Source organism: Bradyrhizobium sp. Rc2d (genome assembly GCF_900099855.1).
In the GTDB taxonomy this organism is placed as follows: domain Bacteria; phylum Pseudomonadota; class Alphaproteobacteria; order Rhizobiales; family Xanthobacteraceae; genus Bradyrhizobium.
Genome location: NZ_FNCU01000014.1, coordinates 152,812 through 177,613, shown reverse-complemented (window position 1 = coordinate 177,613; position 24,802 = coordinate 152,812). Strand labels below are relative to the sequence as shown.

Annotated in this window: 21 protein-coding genes and 1 pseudogene; 11 read left to right on the top strand and 11 right to left on the bottom strand. The window is 62.3% G+C overall.

What is annotated here, in order from left to right:
- Positions 1–128 precede the first annotated feature (128 nt).
- Positions 129–770, top strand: a complete 642-nt coding sequence (locus BLV07_RS19370; protein ID WP_091888465.1) for a TetR/AcrR family transcriptional regulator — start codon at positions 129–131, stop codon at positions 768–770.
- Between the two features lie 55 nt (positions 771–825).
- Here the strand turns inward: BLV07_RS19370 and BLV07_RS19365 are convergent, their stop codons facing one another.
- From BLV07_RS19365 to BLV07_RS19320, 10 genes and pseudogenes are all read right to left on the bottom strand, one after another.
- Entirely contained in the window at positions 826–1,119 is a 294-nt protein-coding gene (locus BLV07_RS19365) for a DUF1330 domain-containing protein (RefSeq protein ID WP_091888464.1), read from the bottom strand.
- Positions 1,120–1,121: 2 nt separating this feature from the next.
- Positions 1,122–1,637 (bottom strand): peptide-methionine (S)-S-oxide reductase MsrA, encoded by a 516-nt coding sequence (gene msrA / locus BLV07_RS19360; protein WP_091888462.1) that lies wholly within the window; start codon positions 1,635–1,637, stop codon positions 1,122–1,124.
- Positions 1,638–1,671: 34 nt separating this feature from the next.
- On the bottom strand, positions 1,672–2,775 hold the full coding sequence (locus tag BLV07_RS19355) for a mandelate racemase/muconate lactonizing enzyme family protein (protein ID WP_091888460.1): 1,104 nt from the start codon (positions 2,773–2,775) through the stop codon (positions 1,672–1,674).
- Positions 2,776–2,814: 39 nt separating this feature from the next.
- Positions 2,815–3,243, bottom strand: coding sequence for a cupin domain-containing protein (locus tag BLV07_RS19350; RefSeq protein ID WP_091888458.1), 429 nt, complete (start codon positions 3,241–3,243; stop codon positions 2,815–2,817).
- Positions 3,244–3,267: 24 nt separating this feature from the next.
- On the bottom strand, positions 3,268–3,690 hold the full coding sequence (locus BLV07_RS19345; RefSeq protein ID WP_091888456.1) for an OsmC family protein: 423 nt from the start codon (positions 3,688–3,690) through the stop codon (positions 3,268–3,270).
- 28 nt (positions 3,691–3,718) lie between these two features.
- Positions 3,719–5,878 carry a xanthine dehydrogenase family protein molybdopterin-binding subunit gene (locus BLV07_RS19340; RefSeq protein WP_091888492.1) on the bottom strand — a complete coding sequence of 720 codons (2,160 nt, stop codon included), beginning with the start codon at positions 5,876–5,878 and terminating at the stop codon, positions 3,719–3,721.
- A gap of 2 nt (positions 5,879–5,880) precedes the next feature.
- Positions 5,881–6,351 carry a (2Fe-2S)-binding protein gene (locus tag BLV07_RS19335; RefSeq protein ID WP_091888454.1) on the bottom strand — a complete coding sequence of 157 codons (471 nt, stop codon included), beginning with the start codon at positions 6,349–6,351 and terminating at the stop codon, positions 5,881–5,883.
- Positions 6,352–6,428: 77 nt separating this feature from the next.
- Positions 6,429–7,277 carry an enoyl-CoA hydratase/isomerase family protein gene (locus BLV07_RS19330; RefSeq protein ID WP_091888452.1) on the bottom strand — a complete coding sequence of 283 codons (849 nt, stop codon included), beginning with the start codon at positions 7,275–7,277 and terminating at the stop codon, positions 6,429–6,431.
- 64 nt (positions 7,278–7,341) lie between these two features.
- Entirely contained in the window at positions 7,342–8,652 is a 1,311-nt protein-coding gene (locus BLV07_RS19325; protein ID WP_091888450.1) for an epoxide hydrolase family protein, read from the bottom strand.
- A gap of 259 nt (positions 8,653–8,911) precedes the next feature.
- Positions 8,912–9,582 (bottom strand): annotated as a pseudogene (locus BLV07_RS19320) (VOC family protein).
- Between the two features lie 230 nt (positions 9,583–9,812).
- Between BLV07_RS19320 and BLV07_RS19315 the strand changes: the two are divergent.
- Positions 9,813–12,674, top strand: coding sequence for an ATP-binding protein (locus BLV07_RS19315; RefSeq protein ID WP_091888448.1), 2,862 nt, complete (start codon positions 9,813–9,815; stop codon positions 12,672–12,674).
- A gap of 17 nt (positions 12,675–12,691) precedes the next feature.
- Here the strand turns inward: BLV07_RS19315 and BLV07_RS19310 are convergent, their stop codons facing one another.
- Positions 12,692–13,345: a sensor histidine kinase gene (locus tag BLV07_RS19310; RefSeq protein WP_091888446.1), complete on the bottom strand. Its 654-nt coding sequence runs from the start codon at positions 13,343–13,345 to the stop codon at positions 12,692–12,694.
- Positions 13,346–13,543: 198 nt separating this feature from the next.
- Here BLV07_RS19310 and BLV07_RS19305 point away from each other — a divergent pair, with 198 nt between their 5' ends.
- The 9 genes from BLV07_RS19305 (at position 13,544) to BLV07_RS19265 (ending at position 24,688) form a co-directional block, all read left to right on the top strand.
- Positions 13,544–16,387, top strand: a complete 2,844-nt coding sequence (locus BLV07_RS19305) for an ATP-binding protein (RefSeq protein ID WP_091888445.1) — start codon at positions 13,544–13,546, stop codon at positions 16,385–16,387.
- 118 nt (positions 16,388–16,505) lie between these two features.
- Positions 16,506–17,213 carry a hypothetical protein gene (locus BLV07_RS19300; RefSeq protein ID WP_091888443.1) on the top strand — a complete coding sequence of 236 codons (708 nt, stop codon included), beginning with the start codon at positions 16,506–16,508 and terminating at the stop codon, positions 17,211–17,213.
- Between the two features lie 171 nt (positions 17,214–17,384).
- Complete coding sequence (locus BLV07_RS19295; protein WP_091888441.1) at positions 17,385–18,083, top strand: type 1 glutamine amidotransferase domain-containing protein; 699 nt, start codon at positions 17,385–17,387, stop codon at positions 18,081–18,083.
- 157 nt (positions 18,084–18,240) lie between these two features.
- Positions 18,241–19,083, top strand: a complete 843-nt coding sequence (locus BLV07_RS19290; RefSeq protein WP_091888439.1) for an enoyl-CoA hydratase/isomerase family protein — start codon at positions 18,241–18,243, stop codon at positions 19,081–19,083.
- A gap of 47 nt (positions 19,084–19,130) precedes the next feature.
- The gene (locus BLV07_RS50105; protein WP_091888437.1) at positions 19,131–20,075 is read left to right on the top strand and encodes a heme-binding protein; all 945 of its coding nucleotides are present in this window, start codon (positions 19,131–19,133) and stop codon (positions 20,073–20,075) included.
- Positions 20,076–20,109: 34 nt separating this feature from the next.
- Positions 20,110–21,063, top strand: a complete 954-nt coding sequence (locus BLV07_RS19280; RefSeq protein ID WP_091888435.1) for an alpha/beta fold hydrolase — start codon at positions 20,110–20,112, stop codon at positions 21,061–21,063.
- A 48-nt stretch (positions 21,064–21,111) separates the two neighbouring features.
- Positions 21,112–22,164 carry an alpha/beta fold hydrolase gene (locus BLV07_RS19275; RefSeq protein ID WP_091888432.1) on the top strand — a complete coding sequence of 351 codons (1,053 nt, stop codon included), beginning with the start codon at positions 21,112–21,114 and terminating at the stop codon, positions 22,162–22,164.
- A 149-nt stretch (positions 22,165–22,313) separates the two neighbouring features.
- A complete protein-coding gene (locus BLV07_RS19270) occupies positions 22,314–24,074 on the top strand; it encodes an MOSC and FAD-binding oxidoreductase domain-containing protein (RefSeq protein ID WP_091888430.1) in 1,761 nt (586 codons plus the stop codon).
- Positions 24,075–24,091: 17 nt separating this feature from the next.
- The gene (locus tag BLV07_RS19265) at positions 24,092–24,688 is read left to right on the top strand and encodes a redoxin domain-containing protein (protein ID WP_176945632.1); all 597 of its coding nucleotides are present in this window, start codon (positions 24,092–24,094) and stop codon (positions 24,686–24,688) included.
- The last annotated feature ends 114 nt before the right edge of the window (positions 24,689–24,802 follow it).

Sequence of the window (24,802 nt, the reverse complement as noted above, 5' to 3'; positions counted from 1 at the left end):
TCAATTCGTTTTTTAACGTTCGTTACAAATATTGTAGCCTAGCGCGGCGATCAAGACGGAAGCCCATTGATTTTTGTAACGATATATACAAATATACGTGTGCAGTCAGGACCTGAGGTTTTCACGCTATGGCACGACAAAACCGCCAAACCGGCCCCGTGCGTCGCGGACGGCCACCGGCCTACGACGCAGACACAGCCCTCAAGCGGGCAACGGAAACGTTCTGGAAGACCGGTTACTCCGGAACCTCCCTGGACAAGGTGGCAGCGGCCACCGGGATGAGCCCGCCGAGCCTCTATGCGGTATTCGGGAACAAGCACGCGCTCTATCTCGAGGCGCTCGCGCGCTATTGGGAGAGGAGCCTGGCCGCGACGCGCGAGGCCCTCGCAGGGGATCATCCCCTGGAGGAAGCGCTGATGCTTGCCTATGACGCTGCTCTGTCGATCTATTTCTCGGGAAAAGGACCCGGGCGCGGCTGCTTTGTGATCGGAACCGCGGTAACCGAGGTCGCGGAAGATTCAGCGATCCGGGACAGTGTTGCGGCGGGACTACGCATGATCGACGCGGATTTCGAAGCGCGCTTCCGCCGTGCACAAGACAAGTGCGAGCTAAGCCGCGATGCAGACCCGGCGGCGCTCGCGGTTCTCGCGTCAGCCACGATGCATACCATCGCCATCCGCGCCCGCGCCGGCGCCCGCCGACCCGAACTGCGGGAACTTGCCCGGAAGGCGGTGAAAGTAATCTGCGGATGCCGGGCGGGGGCGGGCTGAGCGGCGCGGTCCGTTGCTTCGTCGTCATGGCTCCGTCTCCGCTTCCAGGTGGTCTTCAGCCAAGTCCTTCGACAATACGGACATCGCGTTCGCAGGCACTGCCCAACGCCTTGAGCGCCTCCTGATAGGCAGCACTCTCATGCGCCGCGATAGCCTGTTCGAGGCTGTCGAACTCCGTAACGGTTGCGCGCTGCGCGATGCCTTGCTCATAAGCCTTTGCAGCAGTGCCGCGAGCAAGGAAGCGACCACCATTCGCTGTGATCGCGGGCCCGGCGAGCTTGGCATAGGCAGCCAGCGCCCCCGGATCAGAGATCGAGCGATAGAAGGTGATCCAATAGCCCTTGGCCATGTCTAACCTCGCGCTGCTTCTGACCGCCGCGGCAATTTCCAGCCAGGCCGGATGAAGTGGCAGGTGTAGCCGTCCGGATAACGTTCGAGATAATCCTGATGCTCGGGCTCGGCCTCCCAGAAATCGCTGGCGGGCATCACCTCGGTCACCACCTTGCCGGGCCATAAATGTGATGCCTCGACATCGGCGATCGTGTCTTCGGCGACTCTCTTTTGTTCGTCCGACGTGTAGAAGATCGCGGACCGGTAGCTGGTGCCCCAGTCATTGCCCTGACGATTGAGCGTCGTCGGATCGTGGATCTGGAAGAAGAATTCCAGCATTGTGCGGTAGCTGGTCTTCGCGGGATCGAAGATGATCTCGATTGCCTCGGCATGCCCTTCGTGGTTGCGATAGGTCGCGTTCCTGACATGTCCACCCGTGTAGCCGACGCGGGTCGAGATCACACCGGGCTGCTTGCGGATGAGATCCTGCATGCCCCAGAAGCATCCTCCGGCAAGAACCGCGCGTTCCGTCGTCATGTCACGTCCTCCAACTTATCCGGATCATAGCCAGTCACTGCGATAGCCGATATTTCCGGATGACATCCGGATCAGGATCGATTCCGAGGCCCGGACCTTGCGGCACGGCAATCCGACCGCCCTTCGGCCTGAGGGCTTCACCATAGGTCGTCGCTTCCAGATCGAACCAACGCCACTCGATCATGGAATCGGCCGTACCAAGTGCCGCCGTGGCGTGGATCGCCGCGAGCAGGCCGGGCCCATCATAGAAGGAGTGCGGCATCACCGTGATGTTGTGGACAGCGGCCAGCGGGAAGACTTTGCGTAACTCCGTGACGCCGCCCATTTTGGCGGGACTGGGCTGCACGAAGTCGACGGCCTTGGCTGCCAGCAGGCGTTCAAAGTCCATCGACGTCGAGACGTTCTCGCCGGCGGCAATCGGGATACCCGTCGCCTGCCTCAATTTCGCAAGGCCGTCAAAATTCTCCGGTGGCCAAAGCGGCTCCTCGAGCCATTTGAGTTGGATCGCCCTGAGGTCGTCCGCAACGGCGCGCGCCTCGATGAGCGTCCAGGGGCAATTGACATCGAGCGTCAGCGCAACACCGGGTCCCGCCGCCTCGCGCGCGGCACGGATGGCAGGCAGTTCGATCTCATGGAGCTTGACCGTGCCGAAGCCAGCCTCAATCACTTGCCTTACGCTGCTCCGGACGAGATCAGGATCGGTGTAACGGACCAGGCTCGCATAGCAGGGAAGATCGGACGCGCCGCCGCCGAGCAACCGGCACAGCGGCATGTTCGCGGCCTTTCCCGCAATATCCCAAAGCGCGATGTCGACTGCCGAGATGGCGAAGAGAAGAGCCCCGCCGCGCCCGAAAACATGCAGCTTCTTCTGCACGTCCAGCATGATGTCCCCGATCCGGGTCGCATCCTTGCCGATGCACATCGGCGCAATCAACTTATCGATCGCAAGCTTGGCGGAGGCAACCGCGCGAAAGCCGAATGCCTCGCCCCATCCCGTCAATCCCTGGTCGGTGGTGACCTTAACGAGTAAGGAATCCGCTGCAGGAAGATTGCCGTCGCCCCAGGCCGACGCCTCGGACTTCGTTCCCGCTATAAACGGAATCCGCAGCGGGATCGCTTCGATACCCGTGATAAGCATGTGACACCTACCTCAAGCTATCCGCCCGACCACGCCGGTTCAGGCGCTCTGGTGACGGGGATCATCATGCAGATCATGATATTCGAGACCGAGCGGGCCGATCGCCGAAACCTGCGTGATATATTCGCCCGACTTCGCCCAATGAAAATGCCAGGTCTCGCCGGGCAGAACGATGACGCTGCCCGGCGGATAGGCCTTCATCGTGTCGGCATCGAAGACTTCGCCAAGCCCAATATAGAACACGCCCGACATCACCGTGTAGATGCGATCCTCAGGATGCTTGTGCGGCATCAGTTTGGTATCGTCAGGCACCTTCACCCGCACCACGTAAGGACCGGGCTCCGCGGGGTGGCCGACCATGACGGCCAGCCGCGCTCCGGCCGGAAACGCCGGAAACGGCTTCCATGCGATGTCCTCGGGGAGGATTGCCCGGAACCGGTCCTCGTCGGGCTGATGTTGGCGGGTCATGGCACCGCTCCTTCTGATATCTGGCTAGATCAGCTTGGCGTCGAGCGTGATCACAGCATTGAGCACTTTCGATACCGGACAATTCTTCTCGGCCTCGCCGGCGATACGGGCAAAGCCGACATCGTCGAGATTCGCCACCTTGGCGCGCAGGGTCAGCGCCGATTTGCTGATCTTGAAGCCCTTGCCATCCGGATCGAGCGTGACGGCGGCTTCAGTGGACAGTTCTGTCGGCGTGAAGCCCGCGAGTTGCAGGCCGAAGGCCAGTGCCATCGTGAAGCAGCCGGCATGCGCTGCTGCGATCAGTTCTTCCGGATTGGTGCCCTTCTCATTCTCGAAGCGGGTCTTGAAGGAATAGGGCGTCTCGGCGAGCACGCCTGACTCGCTCGACAGGTGCCCGCTGCCATCCCGGCCGGTGCCGCGCCAAAATGCCTTTGCCTTGCGGATCATGATGTCTCCTTGCTATCTTTGCTTCTGCTCATGCCTTGAGCGAGTTGGGGTCGATCGGCATCTTTCGCAACCGCTTGCCTGAGGCTGCGAATACGGCGTTGGCGATGGCGGGAACGATGCCCGATGTGCCGGCCTCGCCCATTCCGCCCGGCGGCTCCGCACTCTTTACGAGATGGACCTCGACCACGGGCGCCTCGTTGATGCGCAGCATCTGGTAGGTGTCGAAATTCCCTTGTTCGACGCGGCCGTTCTTGAGCGTGATCTCACCATAGAGCGCGGCGGTCACGCCGAACATCACGCCGCTCTGGATCTGCGCCTGCACCGTATTTGGATTGACTACGGTGCCGCAATCCATCGCGCACACGACGCGATGGACACGGACGGAGCCATCCTTCGCGATCTCGACCTCGGCAACCTGCGCCAGCAGGCTGCCGAAGACGTTTTGCAAGGCGACGCCGCGACCCCAGCCCTTCGGCAATGGCGCACCCCACCCGGCCTTTTCGGCAGCGAGATCGAGCACAGCCTTTGCCCGCGGATTGTGATCGAGCAAGGCACGGCGATAGGCCACTGGATCCTGCTTCGCTGCCGCCGCGAGCTCGTCGATAAAGCTTTCGGTGACGAAAACGTTGTGCGAGGGACCGACGCTGCGCCAGAACGCGGTCTGGATGCCCGGCGGCTCGACCCTGACGTATTCGATGTGAAAGTTCGGCAGCGCATAGACCAGGTCGATTGCGCCTTCCGTGGTATCCGGATCGAGCCCGTTGTTGAACGCGGGCGGCAACCAACGTGCGATGACAGAGGAGCCAGCGAAACGGTTGCTCCAGGCGACCGGCTTACCGTCCCTGTCGAGCCCCGCTTCGATGCGGTCGATCCAGTACGGCCGATACATGTCGTGCTGGATATCTTCCTCGCGCGTCCACACCACCTTCACGGGACCGTCGACCTGCTTTGCGATCTGCAGGGCCCGGACAGCGCCGTCGGCTTCGAGACGGCGGCCAAAACCACCGCCGATGAGGTGATTGTGGACGGTCACCTTGTCGACCGGCAGCCCGGCGGCCTTGGCCGCCATGGCCTGCACCCGCGCGATGGCCTGGGTGCCGACCCAGATCTCGCATTCGCTGCCGCGGAAGTGCACCGTGCAGTTCATCGGCTCCATTGTGGCGTGCGCCAGGAATGGCAGGTGGTAGCTCGCCCCGACACGAGTTGCCGCGCCCGCTATCGCCTTGTCGGCATCGCCGATGTTTTGCGCGACCGGGCCGGGCTTCAGGACGGCCTGCTCGAGTTCGCGGGCGACGTCATCGGTACTCACGGCCGCATTGGCGCCATCGTCCCATTCGATCTTGAGCGCTTCGAGGCCCTTCTTCGCGGCCCACATGTGATCGGCGACGACTGCGACGGCATCATCGAGCCGAACGATCTGCCGCACGCCTTTGACCTGTTTCGCTGCGCTGTCATCCAGGCGCTTCACCCGGCCCCCAAGAACGGGCGACTGGGCAAGCGTCGCGATCTTCAGCCCTGCTGGCCGGGCGTCGATGCCATAGACCACAGAGCCGTTGACCTTGCCCGACGCATCGAGCCGTTTGGCTGACGTTCCGATCAGCTTGAACTGGTCGGGACTCTTCAGCGCAACATTCGTCGGGACCGGTAACCGCGCCGCATCCGCTGCGAGATCGCCATACGACAGGCGCCTCCCGCTGGAATGAATGACTTCGCCCGCTTCCGCGCGACAGGACTTTGCATCGACGCCCCACCTCTTCGCGGCAGCTTCGGTCAGCATCAGACGCGCGGCCGCGCCGGCTTCGCGCAATGGCTTCCAGGCGCCCCGAATGGCATTCGAATTGCCGGTCGCCTGAACACCCAGCAATGGATTGGCGTAGAGCTTCTCGTTCGGCGGCGCATGTTCGAGCCGAACCTGCTTCAGGTCGACTTCGAGCTCCTCGGCGATCAACATCGGGATCGAGGTGTAGGTGCCCTGCCCCATCTCGACATAAGGCATGGTCAGCACGACCTGACCGTCACTGCCAATGCGAATGAACGCATTGGGCATGAACGCCTCGGCGCCCGCAGCCTTGTTTTCACCAAATGGAAGGCTCACGCTGAGAAGGAGGCCGCTCCCCGCGATGGCGCTATTGATGAGAAAGTTGCGACGGGAGAGCTTTGCGTGGGATGCGTTGCGATCGACAGACATGGTCAACCCTCCTTCGTCCGGCCTTGCGCGGCGCTCTTGATCGCCTCACGGATGCGGACATAGGTGCCGCAGCGGCAGATGTTGCCGCCCATGGCATCGTCGATGTCCGCATCGGTCGGACGCGGCTTGTCAGCAAGGAGCGCCGTGGCCGACATGATCTGGCCGGATTGGCAGTAGCCGCACTGGGCGACCTCATGGTCGAGCCAGGCTTTCTGGATCCGTGCGCCCGCCGGCGTCGCGCCGATCGCCTCGATCGTCGTCACCTTGGAGTCGCCGATGCTGTCGATGGTTGTGATGCAGGAACGAATGGCGGAACCGTCGACGTGGATCGTGCACGCACCGCACAGTGCCATGCCGCATCCGAACTTTGTCCCGGTCATGCCGAGCACGTCGCGCAGCACCCAAAGCAACGGCGTATCGCCGTCGACATCGACACTGCGTGGCGTGCCGTTGATATTGATCGTAAAGCCCATTTTCAGCTCCCATTGTTCCGAACTGGACCGGCACGATTTACGGTCGCGCCGGATCGGTCATTGCTGCAGCGATTCCGTCAGCCGCCGATCTGCCCGACGTGGAAGCCGAGCCGGTTTTCGACATCGCCCGCACGGTGAAAACCGCGCGCCATCAGCGCCTTGATCCTGCTCTGGCTCGCCGGACGGCCAAGGGAGGCCATGAACGCGTCCCACTCCGGCTTGATCTCCATATCGGGCGGCAGGCTCGCAACATCGACGAGGTGCTTGGTCTCGGCAATGGCATCCTTGTCGAACGACGCGATCCGCATGGCGAGCGCCTCGACAAAGCCGTTGAGCTCGGCGTCCGGCAGCGACCGATTGACGTAGCCGTAGCGTTCGGCGAGATCGCCTCGGATATCGTCGGCGCTAAGCAGCACCTCCAGCGCACGACCACGCCCCATCAGGCGCGGCAAGCGCGCCATCGGTCCACCGCCTGGCACCAGGCCCGCACCGACCTCCCATTGCGACAGGATCGCCTTTTCGCGGCTGGCGAAGCGCATGTCGCTTGCGAGTGCAAGCTCACTGCCGACCCCGGTCGCACGTCCGCGGATCGAGGCGATCGACACCACCGGTGCGCGGCTGAGACGGACCAGCATGTCCGGCAGCGCCTGGAGGCCGGTCGGTCCGGGCGGAATGCTCATGGAGTCCTCGAGCGGCGCCAGAAAATCGTAGTGAGTGATGAAGAAGCCTTCGACTGCGCTGTCGAACACGACCACCTTGAGCTGCGGATCGGCCTCGATGGCGGTGATGATGTCGTTGAGAAGCGGAAGATGCTGCGGACCAAAGATATTCACCGGCGGCATGTCGAAGGTGACACGCATATAGGACGGCAAGGGTCGCTCAACCCGGATCTGCTCAGCCGTGAAGGTTCGTTCGGGGCGGTTCATAATGTGCACTCCTGTGCGCGGTTTAAAGGGAGGGTCGCGCGCCTGCGCGCGTGCCCCGTTGTTTTCAAGTCGACTGGCGCAGCGGGCGGAACGCGGTGCGCATTTCCGCAGAGAACAGCGCGGGCTGTTCCCAGGCGGCGAAGTGTCCGCCCTTGTCGAGCCGGTTGTAGTGGATCAGCTTTGGATAGGCCTTTTCGGCCCAGCTCCGCGGCGCAGCGTAGATCTCGTCCGGGAAGACGCTGACGGCGACCGGGATCTTGATGTGCTTGGGCTCGAAGAAGACCAGCTTGTTCTCCCAGTACAGGCGCGCCGACGACACCGCGGTGTTGGTGAGCCAATAAAGCGTGATGTTGTCGACGATATCGTCGCGTGACAGGCCTTCCGTCTTTCCGTCGAAGACTCGGGCGATCATCGCAGCGCTGCGCGCATCGTGATCGAGCATCCAGGACGCAAGACCAGCCGGCGAGTCCACGAGTCCGTAGAGCGTCTGCGGACGGTTCGACATCTCGATCGCGTAACCGAGACCGTGCTTGTAGAAGTCGCCGAGCTGATCGTAGGCGTATTGCTCGTCGCCTGAGAGGCCGGACGGAGGCGAGCCGCCGGGCTGCAACGCCTTGGCGATGTCATCCGGCACGGTTGCAGGCATATTGGTGTGGATGCCCAGCAACTCCGGCGGCGCCAGCAGCGCCATCTGCTCCGTGACGGCGTTGCCCCAATCACCGCCCTGGGCCACATAACGGGTGTATCCGAGGCGCTTCATCAGCACGACCCAGGCACGCGCAATGCGCTGCGGGTCCCATCCAAGCGACGTTGGCTTGCCCGAGAAGCCATGACCCGGGAGCGACGGAATCACCAGATCAAAGGCATCGGACGCCATTGCGCCATGCGCCGTCGGATCGGTGAGCGGGCCGACGATCTTCATCTGCTCGATGATCGAGCCGGGCCAGCCGTGCGTGACGATCATCGGCAGCGCGTTTTCGTGCTTCGAGCGCACGTGAATGAAATGGATGTCGACGCCGTCGATCTCGGTCACGAACTGGGGCAGCGCATTCAGCCGTGCTTCCATCTTGCGCCAGTCATAATCGGTCTGCCAGTAGCGCACGAGCTGCTGCACCGTCGTCAACTGCACGCCTTGCGACTGATCGGCGACGATCTCGCGATCCGGCCACCGGGTCGCGGAGAGACGGTGGCGCAGATCAAGCAAATCCTGTTCAGGCACGTCGATGCGGAAGGGGCGGATGGCGCCGCTCGGCGCGGCCTCGGTGCGATCCAGCGGCAGCAGGCTCGCGACGCTGGCGGCAACTGCGGCCATCGCAGCTTGGCTGAGCAACTGGCGGCGATCAGGATTGAGGATGTCGGCGCGTGCTGGTGTCATTGTAAATCTCCCTTGCTTTGTTCGGCGACGTTGACCGACATCGAGATCGATCGGTTCGGGAACTACCTTGGCTCAGGCGCCGGCAATTTGCTCGTTATGGATTGTTAGACCGCGTTAGCCGTTGCGAGTCGCCGACATAGCAGCGCGGACATGCGCGATGCGGTCAGCGAGGGACAGTGACTGCGATGCAAATGAATACGGCGCACGATGAGCACCATCGCGCGCCGTATCACGTCGAGACACTGCTGACTGCAATGCGTCAGGACGGCGGAGGTTCACCGGACTGTTCGCGCACGATGTAATCGGCGTACCAGTCCGGCCAATTCTCGTCATGGCCGCCGGTGCGCTTCTCGTGCTCACCATGAGCGGCCGCCGCACGGCGCAATGCGCCGGCAAGATCATTCTGCGAATTGAACGCCGTCGCCGCTCCCTCGATGCGGCCGGGCAACCGAACCGTGATCTCCTGGAACAGCCATCCATTGCCATCGGGATCGCTGAACGACGCAAAGGAACGGTAGCTGCCGCGCTGCGGGTCAACACCGCTGACCCGCGTGCGGCCGAAGAGATATGGCACGTCCGATCCGGCGTGCACGTCTCCAGCACCATGGAAAGGCTTGCTGACCTCGATGCCACGATCGAGCAGGTCCTTCCGCGCCGCTTCCAGATCGGAAACGATCAGGTACAAGCCCTGCGCGGAACCGGGCGCAGCGGCCGTGACATTCTTGCCGAAGATCACCGAACAGGCCGAACCCGGCGGCGTGAACTGGATCACGCGCCAGCCATCGCCCGATGCGAAGTCCGCGTCCAGTCTCCAACCCAGCCGCATGTAGAAGGCCTTGGCGCGGGAATCACGACGACCTCGACCTTGGCGTCGACTCCACGCGTTGAAGGCTTGGCGGCGGCTTCGCGGATCATCTCGGTCGTGGTCATGGCGAGCTCCCTGGTTTAATGATCGGGCTTCAAACATCAGAAGCCTCAATCGACACGCTCACCTTCGCGCGGTCGGGGGAATATTGCTCGTTATGGGTTGTTAGAGCCCGTTAGCCGTTGCAAGCCGCTGAGACGCCCAATTGGGCCGCCGCCCGATTGGATCTGGCGCCGCCGCCGGTTCCGCCTTAAAATCCAAACCAATTCAAAGCGCTAAGAAAGACGACGCAACGATGCCGCCGCCAGCGCAAAACCACGAAACGATCTCGTTCGGTCCCTTTGAGCTGATCGTCAACGAGAGACAGGTGACAAGGAACACTGTCCACGTGGAGCTCGGAGCTCGAGCTTACGAGATTCTCGTGACGCTGCTGTCCCGTCCGAACGAAATCATCGACAAGAGCGAACTGATCGCAACAGTCTGGCCCGGCATTGCCGTCGAAGAGGGCAGCCTGCGCTTCCACGTCGCGGCCTTGCGCAAGGCGCTCGGCGATGGACGGGACGGAGCGCGATACATTTCGACGGCCCCCGGTCGCGGTTACAGTTTTGTCGCGCCGATTTCACGAAGGTCTCTCCCGGCCCGAAGACAGTCCCAACCCCTCGCTGACAGCTCCGCAGGCTTCCAGCACTACAATTTGCCGAGCCGGATGGGCGTCATGATCGACCGCGAGGACGACCTGGAAAGGCTGTCGAACCAACTCCACACGAGGCGGTTCGTCACTATCGTAGGCTCAGGAGGCGTCGGCAAGACCACTGTCGCAGTGGCAATGGCCCATCAGTTGCGCGCAGCTTTCAACGGCGCGGTCCTCTTCGTCGACCTGAGCATGCTGAGCGACCCCGGTCTCGTCGCCACCGGTGTCGCATCCACGCTCGGCCTGTCCGTGCAAAGCCAGGATGTTACGTCCAGCCTGATTGCCTATCTCAGGGACAAGTACCTTTTGCTCGTTCTCGATACCTGCGAACATCTGATTGCCGCCGTCGCGACCCTCGCGGCGGCAATCTTCGAGAGCGCGCCGCAGGTCCATATTCTCGCCACCAGTCGTGAGACGCTTCAGGTCGACGGGGAGTACGTCTACCGGCTGGACCCCCTCGCCTATCCCCGCGACGACGGCGAACTCTCGGCCGATCTCGTCCGAACATTTCCGGCGACCCAGCTGTTCGTCGAACGCGCGATGGCCAGCGGCGCGACTCTGGCCTTCGACGATTCCGACGCCGCGGCCGTCGCGCGGATTTGCCAAAAGCTCGACGGGGTCGCGCTTGCGATCGAGCTGGCGGCCCGCCGCGTCGATGTTTACGGCCTGCACCAGACCGAGGCGCTTCTCGACCAGCGGCTTGCGCAGCTATGGACGGGGCCGCGCACGGCGCCCGCCCGTCAGCGGACCCTGCAGGCGACGCTGGACTGGAGCTACGGGCTGCTGTCGGAAACCGAGCGCATGGTCCTGCTCAGGCTTGCGATCTTTGTCGGCAATTTCCCGCTGGATGCGGCGCTGGCCGTTGTCGCCGGCGACGGGCTCGATCAAGCCGATGTTTTTGCGGCCATCGACAGCCTCGTCGCCAAATCGATGGTCGCAACGCGTTCGCTCGGGACCGCCATGCGGTACCGCCTGCTCGACACGACGCGGGCCTATGCGCGCGATATGGAGGCGGACGCGCAGGAAACTACTGCTCTTGCCGTTCGCCATGCCCGCTACTACCGGGAATGGCTCGTGCAGGCCGGTTCCGAATGGTCAAACCTGATGTCGGGGGCAGAACGGGCACCCTATTTTGCCGCCGTCAGCAACGTTCGGGCCGCGCTGGAATGGTGCTTTGGCCCGAACGGCGATTTGCGAACCGGCGTCGAACTCGCGACGGCTGCAGCGCCGGTCTTTCTCGCCATGTCGCTGCTGCCCGAATGCCATCACTGGTCGGAACGGGCCTTGGCCGCCGGCGAATCCATGAGCAAGTCCGAGGAGATGCACCTGCGCGCCGGTCTCGGAATTGCGTCGATGCACCTTTACGGGGAGAACGAGCACGCGCGTGCCGCGCTGAACGGCAGCCTGACGATCGCACAGGAGGAGCGCGACACGTCGAATGAAGCCGGCCTTCTCGGCATGCTGCACATGTTCCACTTTCGGGGCGGCGACTTCAGCGCCGCGCTGTCCTTCGCGCGGCGCTGCCGCACCCTTGCCGACGACGTCGACGATCCCGCGGCGCTGGCGCTCGCACGCTCGATCCTGGGCCGCTCGCTGCTTATGATGGGAGATCTTAACGGCGCGCGCATCGAGCTCGAAGAGCTTTTCAAGACCTGGTCGCCAACCCAGCAAAGCAGCACGATCTATCTCGTCCATGACAGGCATTATCGGGCGGGCATTGCGCTCGCACGCACGCTCTGGCTCCAGGGCTACCCGGCACAGGCAGTCCAACGCGTCCAGGAATTCGTCGATGGCGCAAGGCAGATGGATCACCCGGCTTCGGTGACCGTGCTGCTCGCATGGTCCGCATCGATCTTCCTGTGGACCGGAGATCTGGACAATGCAGAGAGGCATATCGACGCCTCGATTGCGATGGCCGAAACCAATTCGCTAGGTCCGCTCGCCGCTGTCGGACGTGCGCGAAAAGCCCAACTCGCGATTCGTCGCGGCGATGCCGTCGACGGCGTTGCGAGCCTCCGTGCCTCCCTGACCGCGATCCACGCCGTCCGCTACGAACTCATCACCACCGAGTTCGACATTTCGCTGGCACAAGGTTTGGCCGCCACGGGCCGAACCGATCGAGCAAGCGCTTACCTGGATGACACGATCCGACGCGTCGGCAGCAATGGCGATACCTGCTACATGCCGGAACTGTTGCGGGTGAAGGCAGGATTTCTGCAATCAGAGGCGCAGCCCCGCGTCGCGGATGCTCAGGCCTGTCTCGAACAATCGCTCGCGTTGAGTCGTGACCAGGGCGCGCGAGGCTGGGAGCTGCGCGCAGCGCACGATCTTGCGCAGCTGCTGGCTGGTAGCGGCCAGCGCAAAGCCGCTCGCGAAATCCTCCGGCCTGCGTTCGACCGGTTCACCGAGGGTTTTGAGACAGCCGATCTCGTCGCTGCAGAGCGGCTGCTGGCAGATTTGTCCTGACCTCATGCCGCAAGAGCTCACATCGCAATGGTGACGCGCGTACCACCTTGCCCTGTCTCGCCATACATCTGGGCACGAATACTGCGCGCAAGGCCTTCCAGAATACGACTGCCGGTGCCTTGAAGGGGGGCAGTCGCACCGATCCCGTTGTCTGCTACCGTGCATAGCCAGCGGCCGTCGCGGCAGACCACATCGACCCGGATCAGCGCGTCCTTCTTATTTGGAAAGGCATGCTTTGCCGCGTTTGTGACCAATTCGGTCAACATCAGAGCAAGCCGATGGCATTGTGAGGCTGGCAAAGTTCCGCTTTCCACCGCAGCCTCGCAACGGATGCCCGCCGGCTCAAGCAGCGCCTCGGACAGCGCTCCGCAGAGGTTTTCGAGGAATTCCTCGACAATGATCGTCGAACCATCATCGTCATTAGACAAAAGTTGATAGAGCCTGCCGAAGGCGACAAGGCGTCGCTCGAACTGGTCCACGGCAGCGGAAATATCGCCGGAACGTGCCCGCGTGAAATCGCGACGAACCGACGCGCCCAGCAACGTCAGCGTATTCTTCATCCGATGATGGGATTCGCGCAGCACGAGGTCCCAATCCGCCTGATCCTCGAGCGTGGCAACCCGAGGCGATTGAATCATGTTGTCTTTTGCACGCGTTCCGATACCGGGCATCGTAGCCTCCCCGCTGAAAATCAGTCACGACGTGCAGTCATACTGGAGGAGACCTGCGATTTTCGCTCGTTAGACGTTGCAAGATTTTGTTATGTTCCTCTTGGCCGTGCGGCTACGCCATCAGCTCTAACCGACCACGCGCTGCCAGTTTTTCCCGTGCTCCGGAAGTCGTAGACGAATCTCGACGGATAATGGTGCGTGCCAGAAACTAAAATCCAGGACTCGGCCATATCTTTCGGGCCTTTTCGACTGCTGCCGAAGTCACGGCTGCTGGAGAAAGATGGCACGTCGCTCCATGTCGGCGGCCGCGCGCTCGACATCCTGATCGTTCTCGTCGAGCGTGCAGGCGAAGTCGTGGACAATCGCGAGCTGGTCAAGCGGGTCTGGGCTGATGTGAATGTGGACGAAGGCAGTCTGCGCTTCCACATCACGGCACTGCGCAAGGCTCTCGGTGAGAGCGGCGAGGGGTCCCGCTATGTCGTCAACGTGCCCGGCCGCGGCTATTGTTTCGCCGCTCCACTGTCACGGTCCGCGCCGACTGAAGCTCGGTCGGCCGAGATCACCTCTCCCACGCGCTCCCTTCCCGCGCCCCTCGCCAGGATGATCGGGCGAGACGACGCGGTGGAAAGGATTTCGTCCGAGCTCTCCCTGCACCGGTTCGTCACGATCGTCGGCCCCGGCGGTATCGGGAAGACGTCAGTGGCGATTACCGTGGCACATCGCGAGCTTCCGGCGTTTGAAGGTCGCGTGACCTTTGTCGATTTCGGCGCGCTGACGGATGCCAGGCTCGTCGCGGGCAGCGTTGCGAACGCGCTCGGCCTGACCGTCAACTCCGAGGACGCGATACCGGGGTTGCTGACGTTCCTGCGCAACCAGCAGATGCTGCTGATCTTCGATAGCTGCGAGCACATCGTCGACGAGCTCGCACCATTGGCCGAACGCCTCGTTCGGGAGGCGCCGCAATTGCACGTTCTGGCAACGAGCCGCGAGTCCCTTCGCACCGAGGGCGAACGCGTCTATCGGCTGTTCCCGCTGGACTGCCCGCCGCAACGCGAGGGGCTCGGGATCGCCGATGTTCTGGCCTATCCCGCAAGCCAGCTTTTTGTCGAACGAATCGCCGAGAGCCTGAGCGAATTCGAGCTGACCGAGGACGATGCCCCGCTCGTCGCCGACATTTGTCGACGGCTTGACGGCATCGCCTTGGCGATCGAGCTCGCCGCAGGCCGCGTCAATGCCTACGGAATTGCCGGCACCGCCTCGCTGCTCGATAGCCGTTTCTCGCTGCTGTGGCGCGGGCGGCGCACCGCGATCCCCCGGCACCAGACGCTGAGTGCTGCGCTCGCCTGGAGCTACGATCTGCTGCCGGCAACCGAGAGCACGACGTTGCGTGCCTTGTCGGTGTTCGTCGGGCCGTTCACGCTCGACGCCGCCCTGGCCGTCGCATCGTGCCAGAGCATCAGCGAGCCCGACGCGGTCGAGGCGATCTCGAATTTGCTCTCCAAATCCCTCATAGCGACCTCTGCCGCGGAGCGGCGGCTGAGATATCGCCTGCTCGATACGACTCGCGCTTTCGCGGTAGACAAGCTGGTCGAAAGTGGAGAAGCCGTTCGGGTCGCGCGCGCCCACGCAGAATATTTCCGCGACTTTCTCCAGGACATTTCGCTCACGTCGACAGGAATGCAGAGTGCGGGCGGTTTCCTTCCGCACGCCGATCACCTGCCCAACGTGCGGGCCGCGTTGACCTGGAGCTTCTCCGAGGGGGGTGACCGCGCCATCGCGGTAGACTTGGCAGCTTCGGCGGCGCAGTTCTTTCTCGAACTTACCCTGCTGACGGAATGCTACCGTTGGACACAGCAGGCGCTGGCCTTCCTCGAAACGGCCTCCGCGGACCCCCGGCAGGAGATGACCCTGCAGGCCGCGCTCGGCGTCTCCGTGATGTTCACGCAAGGAAATACCGACGCGGTCCGGTCGGCCTTCACACGGAGCCTGCAGCTCGCCCAGGAGCTCGACGATTTGCATTGGCAACTGTGGCTGCTGCGCGGACTGCACATCTACCTGACCCGCGTCGGGGATTTTCACGGCGCGCTCGGGACCGGCGAACAGGGCGAGATCGTTGCGAAAAGACTCAATGACCCGACCAGCACGCTAAACGTCGAATGGATGCTGGGCGTGGCGCACCACCTGATCGGCAATCAGGACAAGGCCGTTCAATTCTGCGAGAGCGCCATGGTGCACAACCCGAGCTCGCAGCGGTTGAACATCGGGCATCTCGGCTATGACGACCGCATCGTTGCGCTGGTTGCGCTGGTACGCGGGCTCTGGCTCACCGGCCGGCCTGATCGGGCCGTCGAAGCGGCCAGATACACCGTTCGCGAGGCCGAGCAGCTCGAACAACCCCTGACGCTCGGCATCGCCCTGATCTGGTCAATCTATGTGTTTTTGTGGATCGGCGACTGGGTCAGCGCCGAAAGCATGATCGAGCGCTTGATCGACCATGCGGCGCGGCACTTCCTCGGCCCTTACCACGCCGTCGGTATCGGCCAGAAGGGCGCGCTGCTCCTGCTTCGTGGCGAGACCGCCGACGGCATGGACCACCTCCGCCGCAGCCAGGCCACGCTCTACGCAACGCGGCATCGGATCATGACGACCGTCTTCGCGACGGCGCTCGCCGAAGGTCTGGCGTCGCAAGACCAGCCCGAAGAAGCCTTGCGCACCATCGACGAGGCGATCGCCCAGATCGGAGATCACGGAGAATCCTTCGACATGCCGGAGATGCTGCGTGTCAAAGGCGATATCCTCGCGCAATTGAAAAACGACGCGGAAGCCGAGACTTACCTGCAGAAATCGCTGGCCTTGTCACGCCGGCAGGGTGCACTCGGCTGGGAGTTGCGCGCAGCCCTCAGCCTCGCCCGCATCTGGCAACGGAACGGACGCAAGGACGAGGCGCGGGCCATGCTCGCGCGGCTCCTGGCGCAATACCAGGAAGGTCTCTCGAGCCAGGATCTGGTTCGCGCAAAGGGGCTTCTGAGCGAGTTAAATTGACAGTATCTTCAATAAGATACTGTCTCGCCAACCCCTTGCAACTCCTAACAACTTCTAACACGCCAATCCGCTCACGCCCCGCCATTGTGGCGTCAATTTATGGCGGATGCGGCGAGACATGGCTCTTCTTGATGATGTGATTGATGCGACCGGCGGCATGAGCCGCTGGAACAGCCTGAGCCGGTTCACACTGCATCTCTCCGTTGGCGGCACGCTGTTCTCGAGCGCCGGACACCCCCGCGAATTCAAGGACGTCATCGCGGAGGGGTCGACCCGTACGCAATCGGTGCGCTTTACCGGCATCACCGGCGGCGAGCAGTCGGGTTCGTTCCAGCCGGACGCGATTACGATCGAGAGCGTAGATGGTGAGGTCTTGCAGACCTGGAGCAACCCGAACCTCGCATTCTCCGACACAGACTCGCATGTTCTCGCCGACGAACTACACCTCATCTTTTTCTGCGGCGTCGCGATCTGGAACTATCTCACAACGCCATTTCTTCTCGCTCGTCCGGATGTTGCCGTCGAGGAACTGTCTCCCTTGCAGGAAGGTAGCGAAACCTGGCGGCGGCTGCGAGCACAGTTTCCGCCAAACCTCGTCACGTTTGCGGGCGAGCAGATCTTCTACTTCGACGATAAAGCCCTGCAGCGGCGGAGCGATCACGATCTTTTCGGCATGAAGGTCGCGCATTACTCGTGGGCTCATGAGATCTTCGGCGGCATTGTCGTGCCGACCCTTCGGCGATCGCAACTCCGTCAGCCTGACGGGACCGTGAACGCAAAACCGATCCTGATCGATGTCGAAATCTTCGACGCGTCCTTTGACTAGCGGCCGTAACAACCGCTTTCAAATCCTAACAATACATAACGAGCTAATAGCCGTCCCTGGGTGCAGATTGACCTGCGAGCCTCGAGCGACGTTGCGGGCTCGGAAGAGACTCAACACAGACGCACATCCGCCGAGACGGCGGGTCATTCAAGGCAAGCACGGGAGACAACAATGAAAGTACTGATGGTCATTACCTCGCACGACCAGTTGGGCAACACCGGCCGCAAGACGGGCTTCTGGCTCGAAGAGCTTGCCGCGCCCTATTTCGTCTTCAAGGATTCCGGCGCGGAGATCACGCTCGCCTCCCCGAAGGGCGGCCGCCCGCCGCTCGACCCGAAGAGCAACGAACCCGAGTTCCGTACGGACCTGACGGTGCGCTTCGAGAATGACGCTACCGCGGAAGCTCAGCTCGACAAGACGCTTCGACTCGACAGCGTCAAGCAGGAAGACTTCGACACCGTCTTCTATCCCGGCGGCCACGGTCCGATGTGGGATCTCGCCGACGACAAGAATTCGGTGAAGCTGATCGAATCCTTCATCGCTGCCGGCAAGCCGATCGGCATCGTCTGCCATTCGACCGGAGCACTCCGCCACGTCAAGGCGCCTAACGGCAAGCTGCTCGTCGAGGGCAAGGAAGTGACCGGCTTCACCAATGGCGAGGAAGAAGAGGTCGGCCTCACCAAGATCGTGCCGTTCCTTGTGGAAGACGAGATGCTCAAGCTCGGCGCGACGTTCTCGAAGACGGCGAACTGGACCCCCCATGTCGTCAAGGACGGCCTTCTGATCACCGGCCAGAACCCGCACTCCTCCGGCCCGGCCGCGAAGGCTCTGCTGGCTGCGCTGAGCCAGAAAGCGAAGTCAGCCGCGTAGGCAGATTCGTCCATCCAGGAGAGGCGCCGGTCCACCAGCGCCTCTACGCCACAAAGAATCGAAGATCGGTCCAACGCGATCGCCCGGCGGCGCTCGGAGAACGATGACGCGCGACAAAGAAATCGGCCACCGCGAAGGACCAGAGTTGGAGGCTCCTATGGACGCGATAACAAAGACGACAGCACAGATCCGAGTCACCCGTACCAGCGCTGCCTACTGGCGGATCACGTTCGACAATCCGCCGCTGAACGTGATGGGCCCCGAATTCGTCCGCGAGTTTCGCGACATCATTACGGTGATCGAGGCCGACAAAGACGTCAGGGTCGTCGTGTTCGATAGCGCCGTCGAAGGGTTCTTCCTAAACCACAGCGACTTCTTCGCCAACTTCAAGGATCTCACCGACATGCCTCAAGGACCTACCGGCCTGGAGGCATGGCCGGATGTCCTAGTCCGCATCACCCGTATGCCCGTCGTGTCGATCGCCAAGATCCGGGGACGTGCAACGGGTAACGGAAGCGAGCTCGCACTTGCCTGCGACATGAGCTTTGCAAGCCGGGAAACGACGCGTCTGTCACAATGGGAGGTCGGCGTTGGGCTCGTTGCCGGCGGCGGTCCGATGGCGCGCTTGCCCGGAGTGATGGGACGGCAGCGAGCGCTGGAAGTGCTCCTGAGTTCCGACGACATCGGGGGCGACCTCGCGGCGGCCTATGGTTACGTGAACAGAGCGCTGCCGGATGGCGAGTTGGATGCCTTTGTCGATGCGCTCGCGACGCGCATTTCTTCCTTCGACAAATGGGCAATCGCCAACACCAAGCGCCTCGTGAATGCCGCGAGCCTGCCGCCGGACGTCGAGATCGCGGCCGGCTGGGACGCCTGCATGGCTTCGATCAACAGGCCTGCAGCCCAGAACAGGCTCAAGGCATTTTTCGAACAGGGCTTCCACCGTCCGGGCGACGCGGAAGATCACCTAGGATCCTATCTGGAGCGGCTCGGTAAGTGAGACCAGGCTGCTCCTTGTACGCAACATCAATCAGAGAGGACACGACGATGGATTTGTTTGCTTACGCGAAAGAGATCGCCGAGCGCATTGAGGCGGCGTCAACTAAAGCAAAAGTGCCGATGGCAGTTTGTGTCATCGACATCCATGGTAACGTCATTCTCAAGCATCGTATGAGCGGAGCACCGACGTTCTCGCTCGAGCTGTCGGAGCGGAAAGCCTATACGTCCGCGCTTGTGGGGCTCCGAACGGCAGACCTCTCGCCGCTGGTTCAGCCGGGGCAGGCACTGTTTCCCCTGATGGGAGTCGCGGGCGGACGCTTTTGCTCGATGGGCGGCGGAGCACCGCTGCGCATCGATGGAGAGCTGGTCGCCGGTGTAGGCATCAGCGGCGGGACCGTCGAGCAGGACGTGGAGATCCTCGAAGCAGGCCTGCGCGAGCCGACGGTCAGGATCGACATGAAGCTCGAGGTCGTCGTGCTTCCCGTTTCGGATGCCGATCGCGCAAAGCGATTCTATGGTGATCTCGGCTGGCGCCTCGATATCGACTACGCGGCCGACGCTTATCGGGTGATCCAGTTCACGCCGCCCGGCTCCGATTGCTCGATCATCTTCGGCGAGAATGTGACCACAGCAACACCGGGTTCCGTTCAGGGACTTCACCTGATCGTTTCCAATATCGAAGCCACTCGCGAAGAGTTGCATCGCCGAGGGATTGCGGTCAGCGGCGCGTTCCATGACACCGGCGGCATTTTCCACCACGCCGACACGAAGGAGCTGGTCTCCGGGCCCAACCCGCAACGGAAGAGCTACGCGTCATACGCGTCCTTCAGCGATCCCGACGGCAATGGCTGGGTATTCCAGGAAATCACCGCGCGATTGACCGGGCACATCGAAGACGGTGACGAGAGCTTTACTCCGGAGCTGACGAGTATCGTCCGCGGGGCCGAGTTCGACCGGCGGCGCCGAATTGAAATCAACGCGGCCGCTGGCTGAAGCTAAGAGATTCTTTCGCAAAAGGCCTGACATCATGAATGTGCCAACGATGCTTGCCATTTCGATCGCCGCCTGCATGTCGCTCCCGGCATCCGCACAGGATCTACATTCCAGCCGGCGCTCGATCAGCTATCACACGGTCGAGATCCAGGGCCTCAACATTTTCTACCGTGAAGCAGGGCCGGCCGACGCTCCGACTCTGCTCCTGCTTCACGGCTTCCCGTCCTCCTCGCGGATGTGGGAACCGTTGCTGCCGTTGCTCGCCGACAAATACCACCTCATCGCCCCGGACTATCCCGGCTTTGGCAACAGCAGTGCTCCGCCGCCGTCCGGGTTCAATTACACATTCGACAATCTTGCCGGCGTGATCGAAGGCCTTACGACTAAGCTCGGCCTCACCGACTACGTCCTGGTCATGCAGGACTACGGCGGCCCCGTCGGATTCCGCATGGCGCTTTCGTATCCTGAACGCGTCCGCGCCATCGTCATCCAAAATGCCGTTTCGCATGAGCAAGGCTTGAGCGTGCTATGGAACGCGCGGAAGAAGTACTGGGCCGATCCGGCCGCCGAAATTGATGCGCTCAAGGCGAACTTCACGTCGCTCGATGCGACGCGGCTCCGCCACATCGGGACCAGTCCACATCCGGAGCGCTACGATCCCGATAGCTGGACTGATGAGTTCGCGTTCCTCTCGCGCCCGGACCAGGCGGATATTCAGACCACGCTATTCCTGGATTATCGAACGAACGTTGCATCCTATCCCAAATGGCAGAAATGGCTGCGCGAGACGCAGCCGCCGATGCTGGTTCTATGGGGTCAATACGACCCTTCTTTCACCGTCGCCGGCGCCAACGCCTACCGTAACGATGTTCCCGGCGCAGAAATTCACATTCTCGACGCCGGTCACTTTGCGCTTGATGAAGCGACCGACGAGATCGCTGCGCACATCCGGGAATTTCTTGGTCGACTGGACGGACACAAGGGGTGACGTCCGGGCCTCACGCATTACGTGAAACAACGATGACAGGAGAGAATCATGTCCGATGAAATCAACCGTGGTCGACGCCGCTTCTTCAGCAGTGCAGTCATGACGCTGGCGGCAGCGCAGCTCTCGCTCAGCGCCACGGCCGCTGCGGAGACCGGCAAGCCCATCAAGTCCGGCGCGGCCGTCAAGCCGGGAAGCAACACGTCCTTCGCATCGCTAAAGCAGATGGACGCCGGTCTCCTCAATGTCGGCTACGCCGAGGCTGGTCCCGCGGGCGGACCTCCGGTGATCCTCCTGCACGGCTGGCCCTACGACATCTACAGCTTTGTCGATGTCGCGCCGATGCTGGCCTCGGCCGGCTATCGCGTGATCGTCCCATATTTGCGTGGCTGCGGATCCACGCAATTCCTGTCGGACGCAACTATCCGGAACGGACAGCCATCGGCGATCGCAAGCGACATCATCGCCCTGATGGACGCGCTCAAGATCGAGAAAGCGACGATCGCCGGCTTCGACTGGGGCGCACGCACCGCCAACATCATGGCGGCGCTTTGGCCGGAGCGCTGCAAGGCAATGGTCTCGGTCAGTGGCTATCTCATCGGCAGCCAGCAAGCCGGTAAGATGCCGCTTCCTCCGAAAGCGGAACTCCAATGGTGGTATCAATTCTATTTCGCGACCGAGCGTGGCCGCGACGGTTACGACAAGTACCGGCAAGAGTTCTCAAAATTGATCTGGCACCTCGCTTCACCACAATGGCACTTCGACGACGCCACTTTCGAGCGCAGCGCAAAAGCGTTTGATAATCCGGATCACGTCGCGATCGTGATTCACAACTACCGCTGGCGCCTTGGCCTCGCCGAGGGCGAACCGAAATATGACGACCTTGAGAAGCGACTTGCGCAAGCCCCGGTCATCGGCGTGCCGACTATCACCATGGAGGGCGATGCCAACGGCGCCCCACATCCCGAGCCGTCCGCCTATGCAAAGAAGTTTTCCGGCAAGTATTCGCACCGGACGATCAAGGGCGGCATCGGCCACAATTTGCCGCAGGAGGCTCCCAAGGCGTTCGCCGAAGCGATTATCGACGTCGCCGCCGAGGTGTGACCGACAGGAAATGAGCACACCAGGAGAATAGGAAATGCGTAGAGCAGTCATCATTTCGGCACTCGTTGTTGTGATCCTCGTAGGATTGATCCAGTTCGTTCCACCCTTGTTGTTTGAATGACCAGGACGGTCGTCGCAGGAGCAAAGTCATGGGACGCTTGCTTTCGGTGAACGTCGGCTTGCCGTGTGACATCTCCTGGCAAGGCCAAACGGTGCATACCGGCATCTGGAAAGCGCCGGTGATTGGACGGCGCATGGTGCGCCGACTCAACATCGACGGCGATGGACAAGGAGACCTGGCGGGCCATGGCGGCGAAAACCGGGCCGTGCTGGTCTATCAGCTGGACTCCTATCAATACTGGCAGGACCAACTGGGGCGAACCGACCTGACCTACGGACAATTCGGAGAGAACTTCACCGTCGACGGATTGCCTGACGCAGAGGTGTGCATCGGCGATCGCTATCGGATCGGGAGCGCCTTGTTCGAGGTGACGCAGCCCCGCGTTACCTGTTACCGGGCTGGCATCCGCATGAACCAAGCGGACATGGCCGCGCTACTCGTGAAGCATCGCAGGCCCGGCTTCTATTTCCGAGTTCTCGAGGAGGGGCACGTGGAGGCCGGTGACGAGATCACTCTGGTCGCTGCCGGCCCCGAGCGCATGAGTGTGTCCGAGATCGATGCCTTGCTTTATCTGCCCGGCCACCCACGCGACAATCTCGAGCGCGCGCTACGCATCCCGGCGCTGAGCAGAGGCTGGCGTCGCTCCTTTGAGGCACTGCTGACTCAGGAGCGCGAAGGCGCTGGGGCGACGGGAAATGCGGGGCTCTCTGCGGCGTCTGGTCCCGCGCCGGCATGGTCCGGATTCCGGCCGTTCCGTGTCGCGCGCAAGGTGCGCGAAAGCAGCAACGTGACTTCGCTCATGCTCGAGCCGGCCGACGGGCAACCCGTCACCGGCGGCCTGCCGGGGCAGTTCGTGGTCTTGCGACTCGGGGCGTCATCTGAGCATGCATTAATGCGCAGTTATTCGCTGTCGGCACTGCCCAACAACGCGTCCTATCGCATCAGCGTGAAGCGCGAGCCGCACGGCGCAGCCGGCACCTATATCGAGGAGCAACTCAAGACTGGCGACATCGTGCAGGCCAGTGCGGCCCGTGGCAACTTCACACTGCGCCCGGGCAATACGCCCGTTATTCTCCTAAGCGCGGGTATCGGCGTGACGCCAGTCCTCGCGATGCTCCATGCATTAGCGGGCGAAACCTCCACGCGGAAAATCTGGTGGCTGCACGGAAGCCGGAACGGCCACGAGCACACCTTTGCCGCGGAGGCGCGCGAGCTTCTCGCATCCCTGCCCAATCGTCACAGCTACATCTGCTACAGCGCACCCGGGCCAGGTGATCGTCCCGGTGTGGATTTCGACGCCGCCGGACGCCTGGACATGCAGGCTCTCGCGAAGCTCGGCATTCCCCACGACGGCGATTTCTACATCTGCGGGCCGTCGACTTTCATGGGCGACCTGACGACAGGCCTCAAAAACCTCAGTATCGCTTCGGACCGCATTCACACCGAACTCTTCGGCACCGCCCCATCCATTGCGCCGGGCATCGCGGCCTCCCCACGCAAGCCGCCCCACCTGCCGACAGGCGATGCGGGCACTGGGCCGATGGTTTCGTTCGCGCGCAGTGGACTCAATGCGCCCTGGGATTCGTCTTACAAGACATTGCTGGAGTTCGCCGAAGCCTGTGACGTACCGGTGCGGTGGTCGTGCCGGGCCGGCGTCTGCCACACCTGCGAGACGGGACTTGTGGCGGGAGCGGTCGGCTATCAACCGGACCCGGTGGATGCGCCGGCGGAAGGCAACGTACTGATCTGCTGCGCCCGGCCCCAGGGCGACATCGTGATCGATTTGTGAGCCATGGAGGAATTCAAATGCGGTCCGATATGATCCAAGGAGCCGTCTTTCCGGACTACGAGCTCAGTGACCATACGGGGAAACGGCGAAAGCTCTCTGATCTGCAGGGAATGGATCCGATGATCGTCGTGCTCGGCCGTGGCGGCTTCTGTCCGAAGGACCGCCGGCAGGCCGAGGGGCTGGTGGAACTCCATCGCGAGATGGAGGTGGGCTATTGCCGGCTGGTGACGATCACGACCGATACGATCATCGAGACGAACGAATATCGTAGCGGAGTTGGCGCGCACTGGCCATTTCTCTCCGATCCGCGTCGGGTGGTGCAGAAGGATCTCGACATCGCCGAGTACACCGACCCCACGCACAATCCGATGATCCCACACGTGGTCGTGCTGGAGCCGGGCCTCATCATTCACAATATCTACAACGGCTACTGGTTCTTTGGACGCCCCACCGTCGAGGAACTTCGCCAGGACCTACGTGCCGTCAGCAAAAAATGCAGGCCGGACTGGGACATCACCACGCCGGAGCTGAGGGCTGCATGGCAGGAGGGACACAAGGACTTGTTCTATCCATACGGCAAGACTCGCGCCCAGACCGCCAGCGGAGAGGACTAAATGCTCCGAAAGACCGGCAGCTCATCCGGGTTTCTGCGGGATTTGCGAGCAATTTCAACGGTATTTAACAACGCTTAACGGGCGACCGTTGGCATTTGGAGCTACCTCCATGGG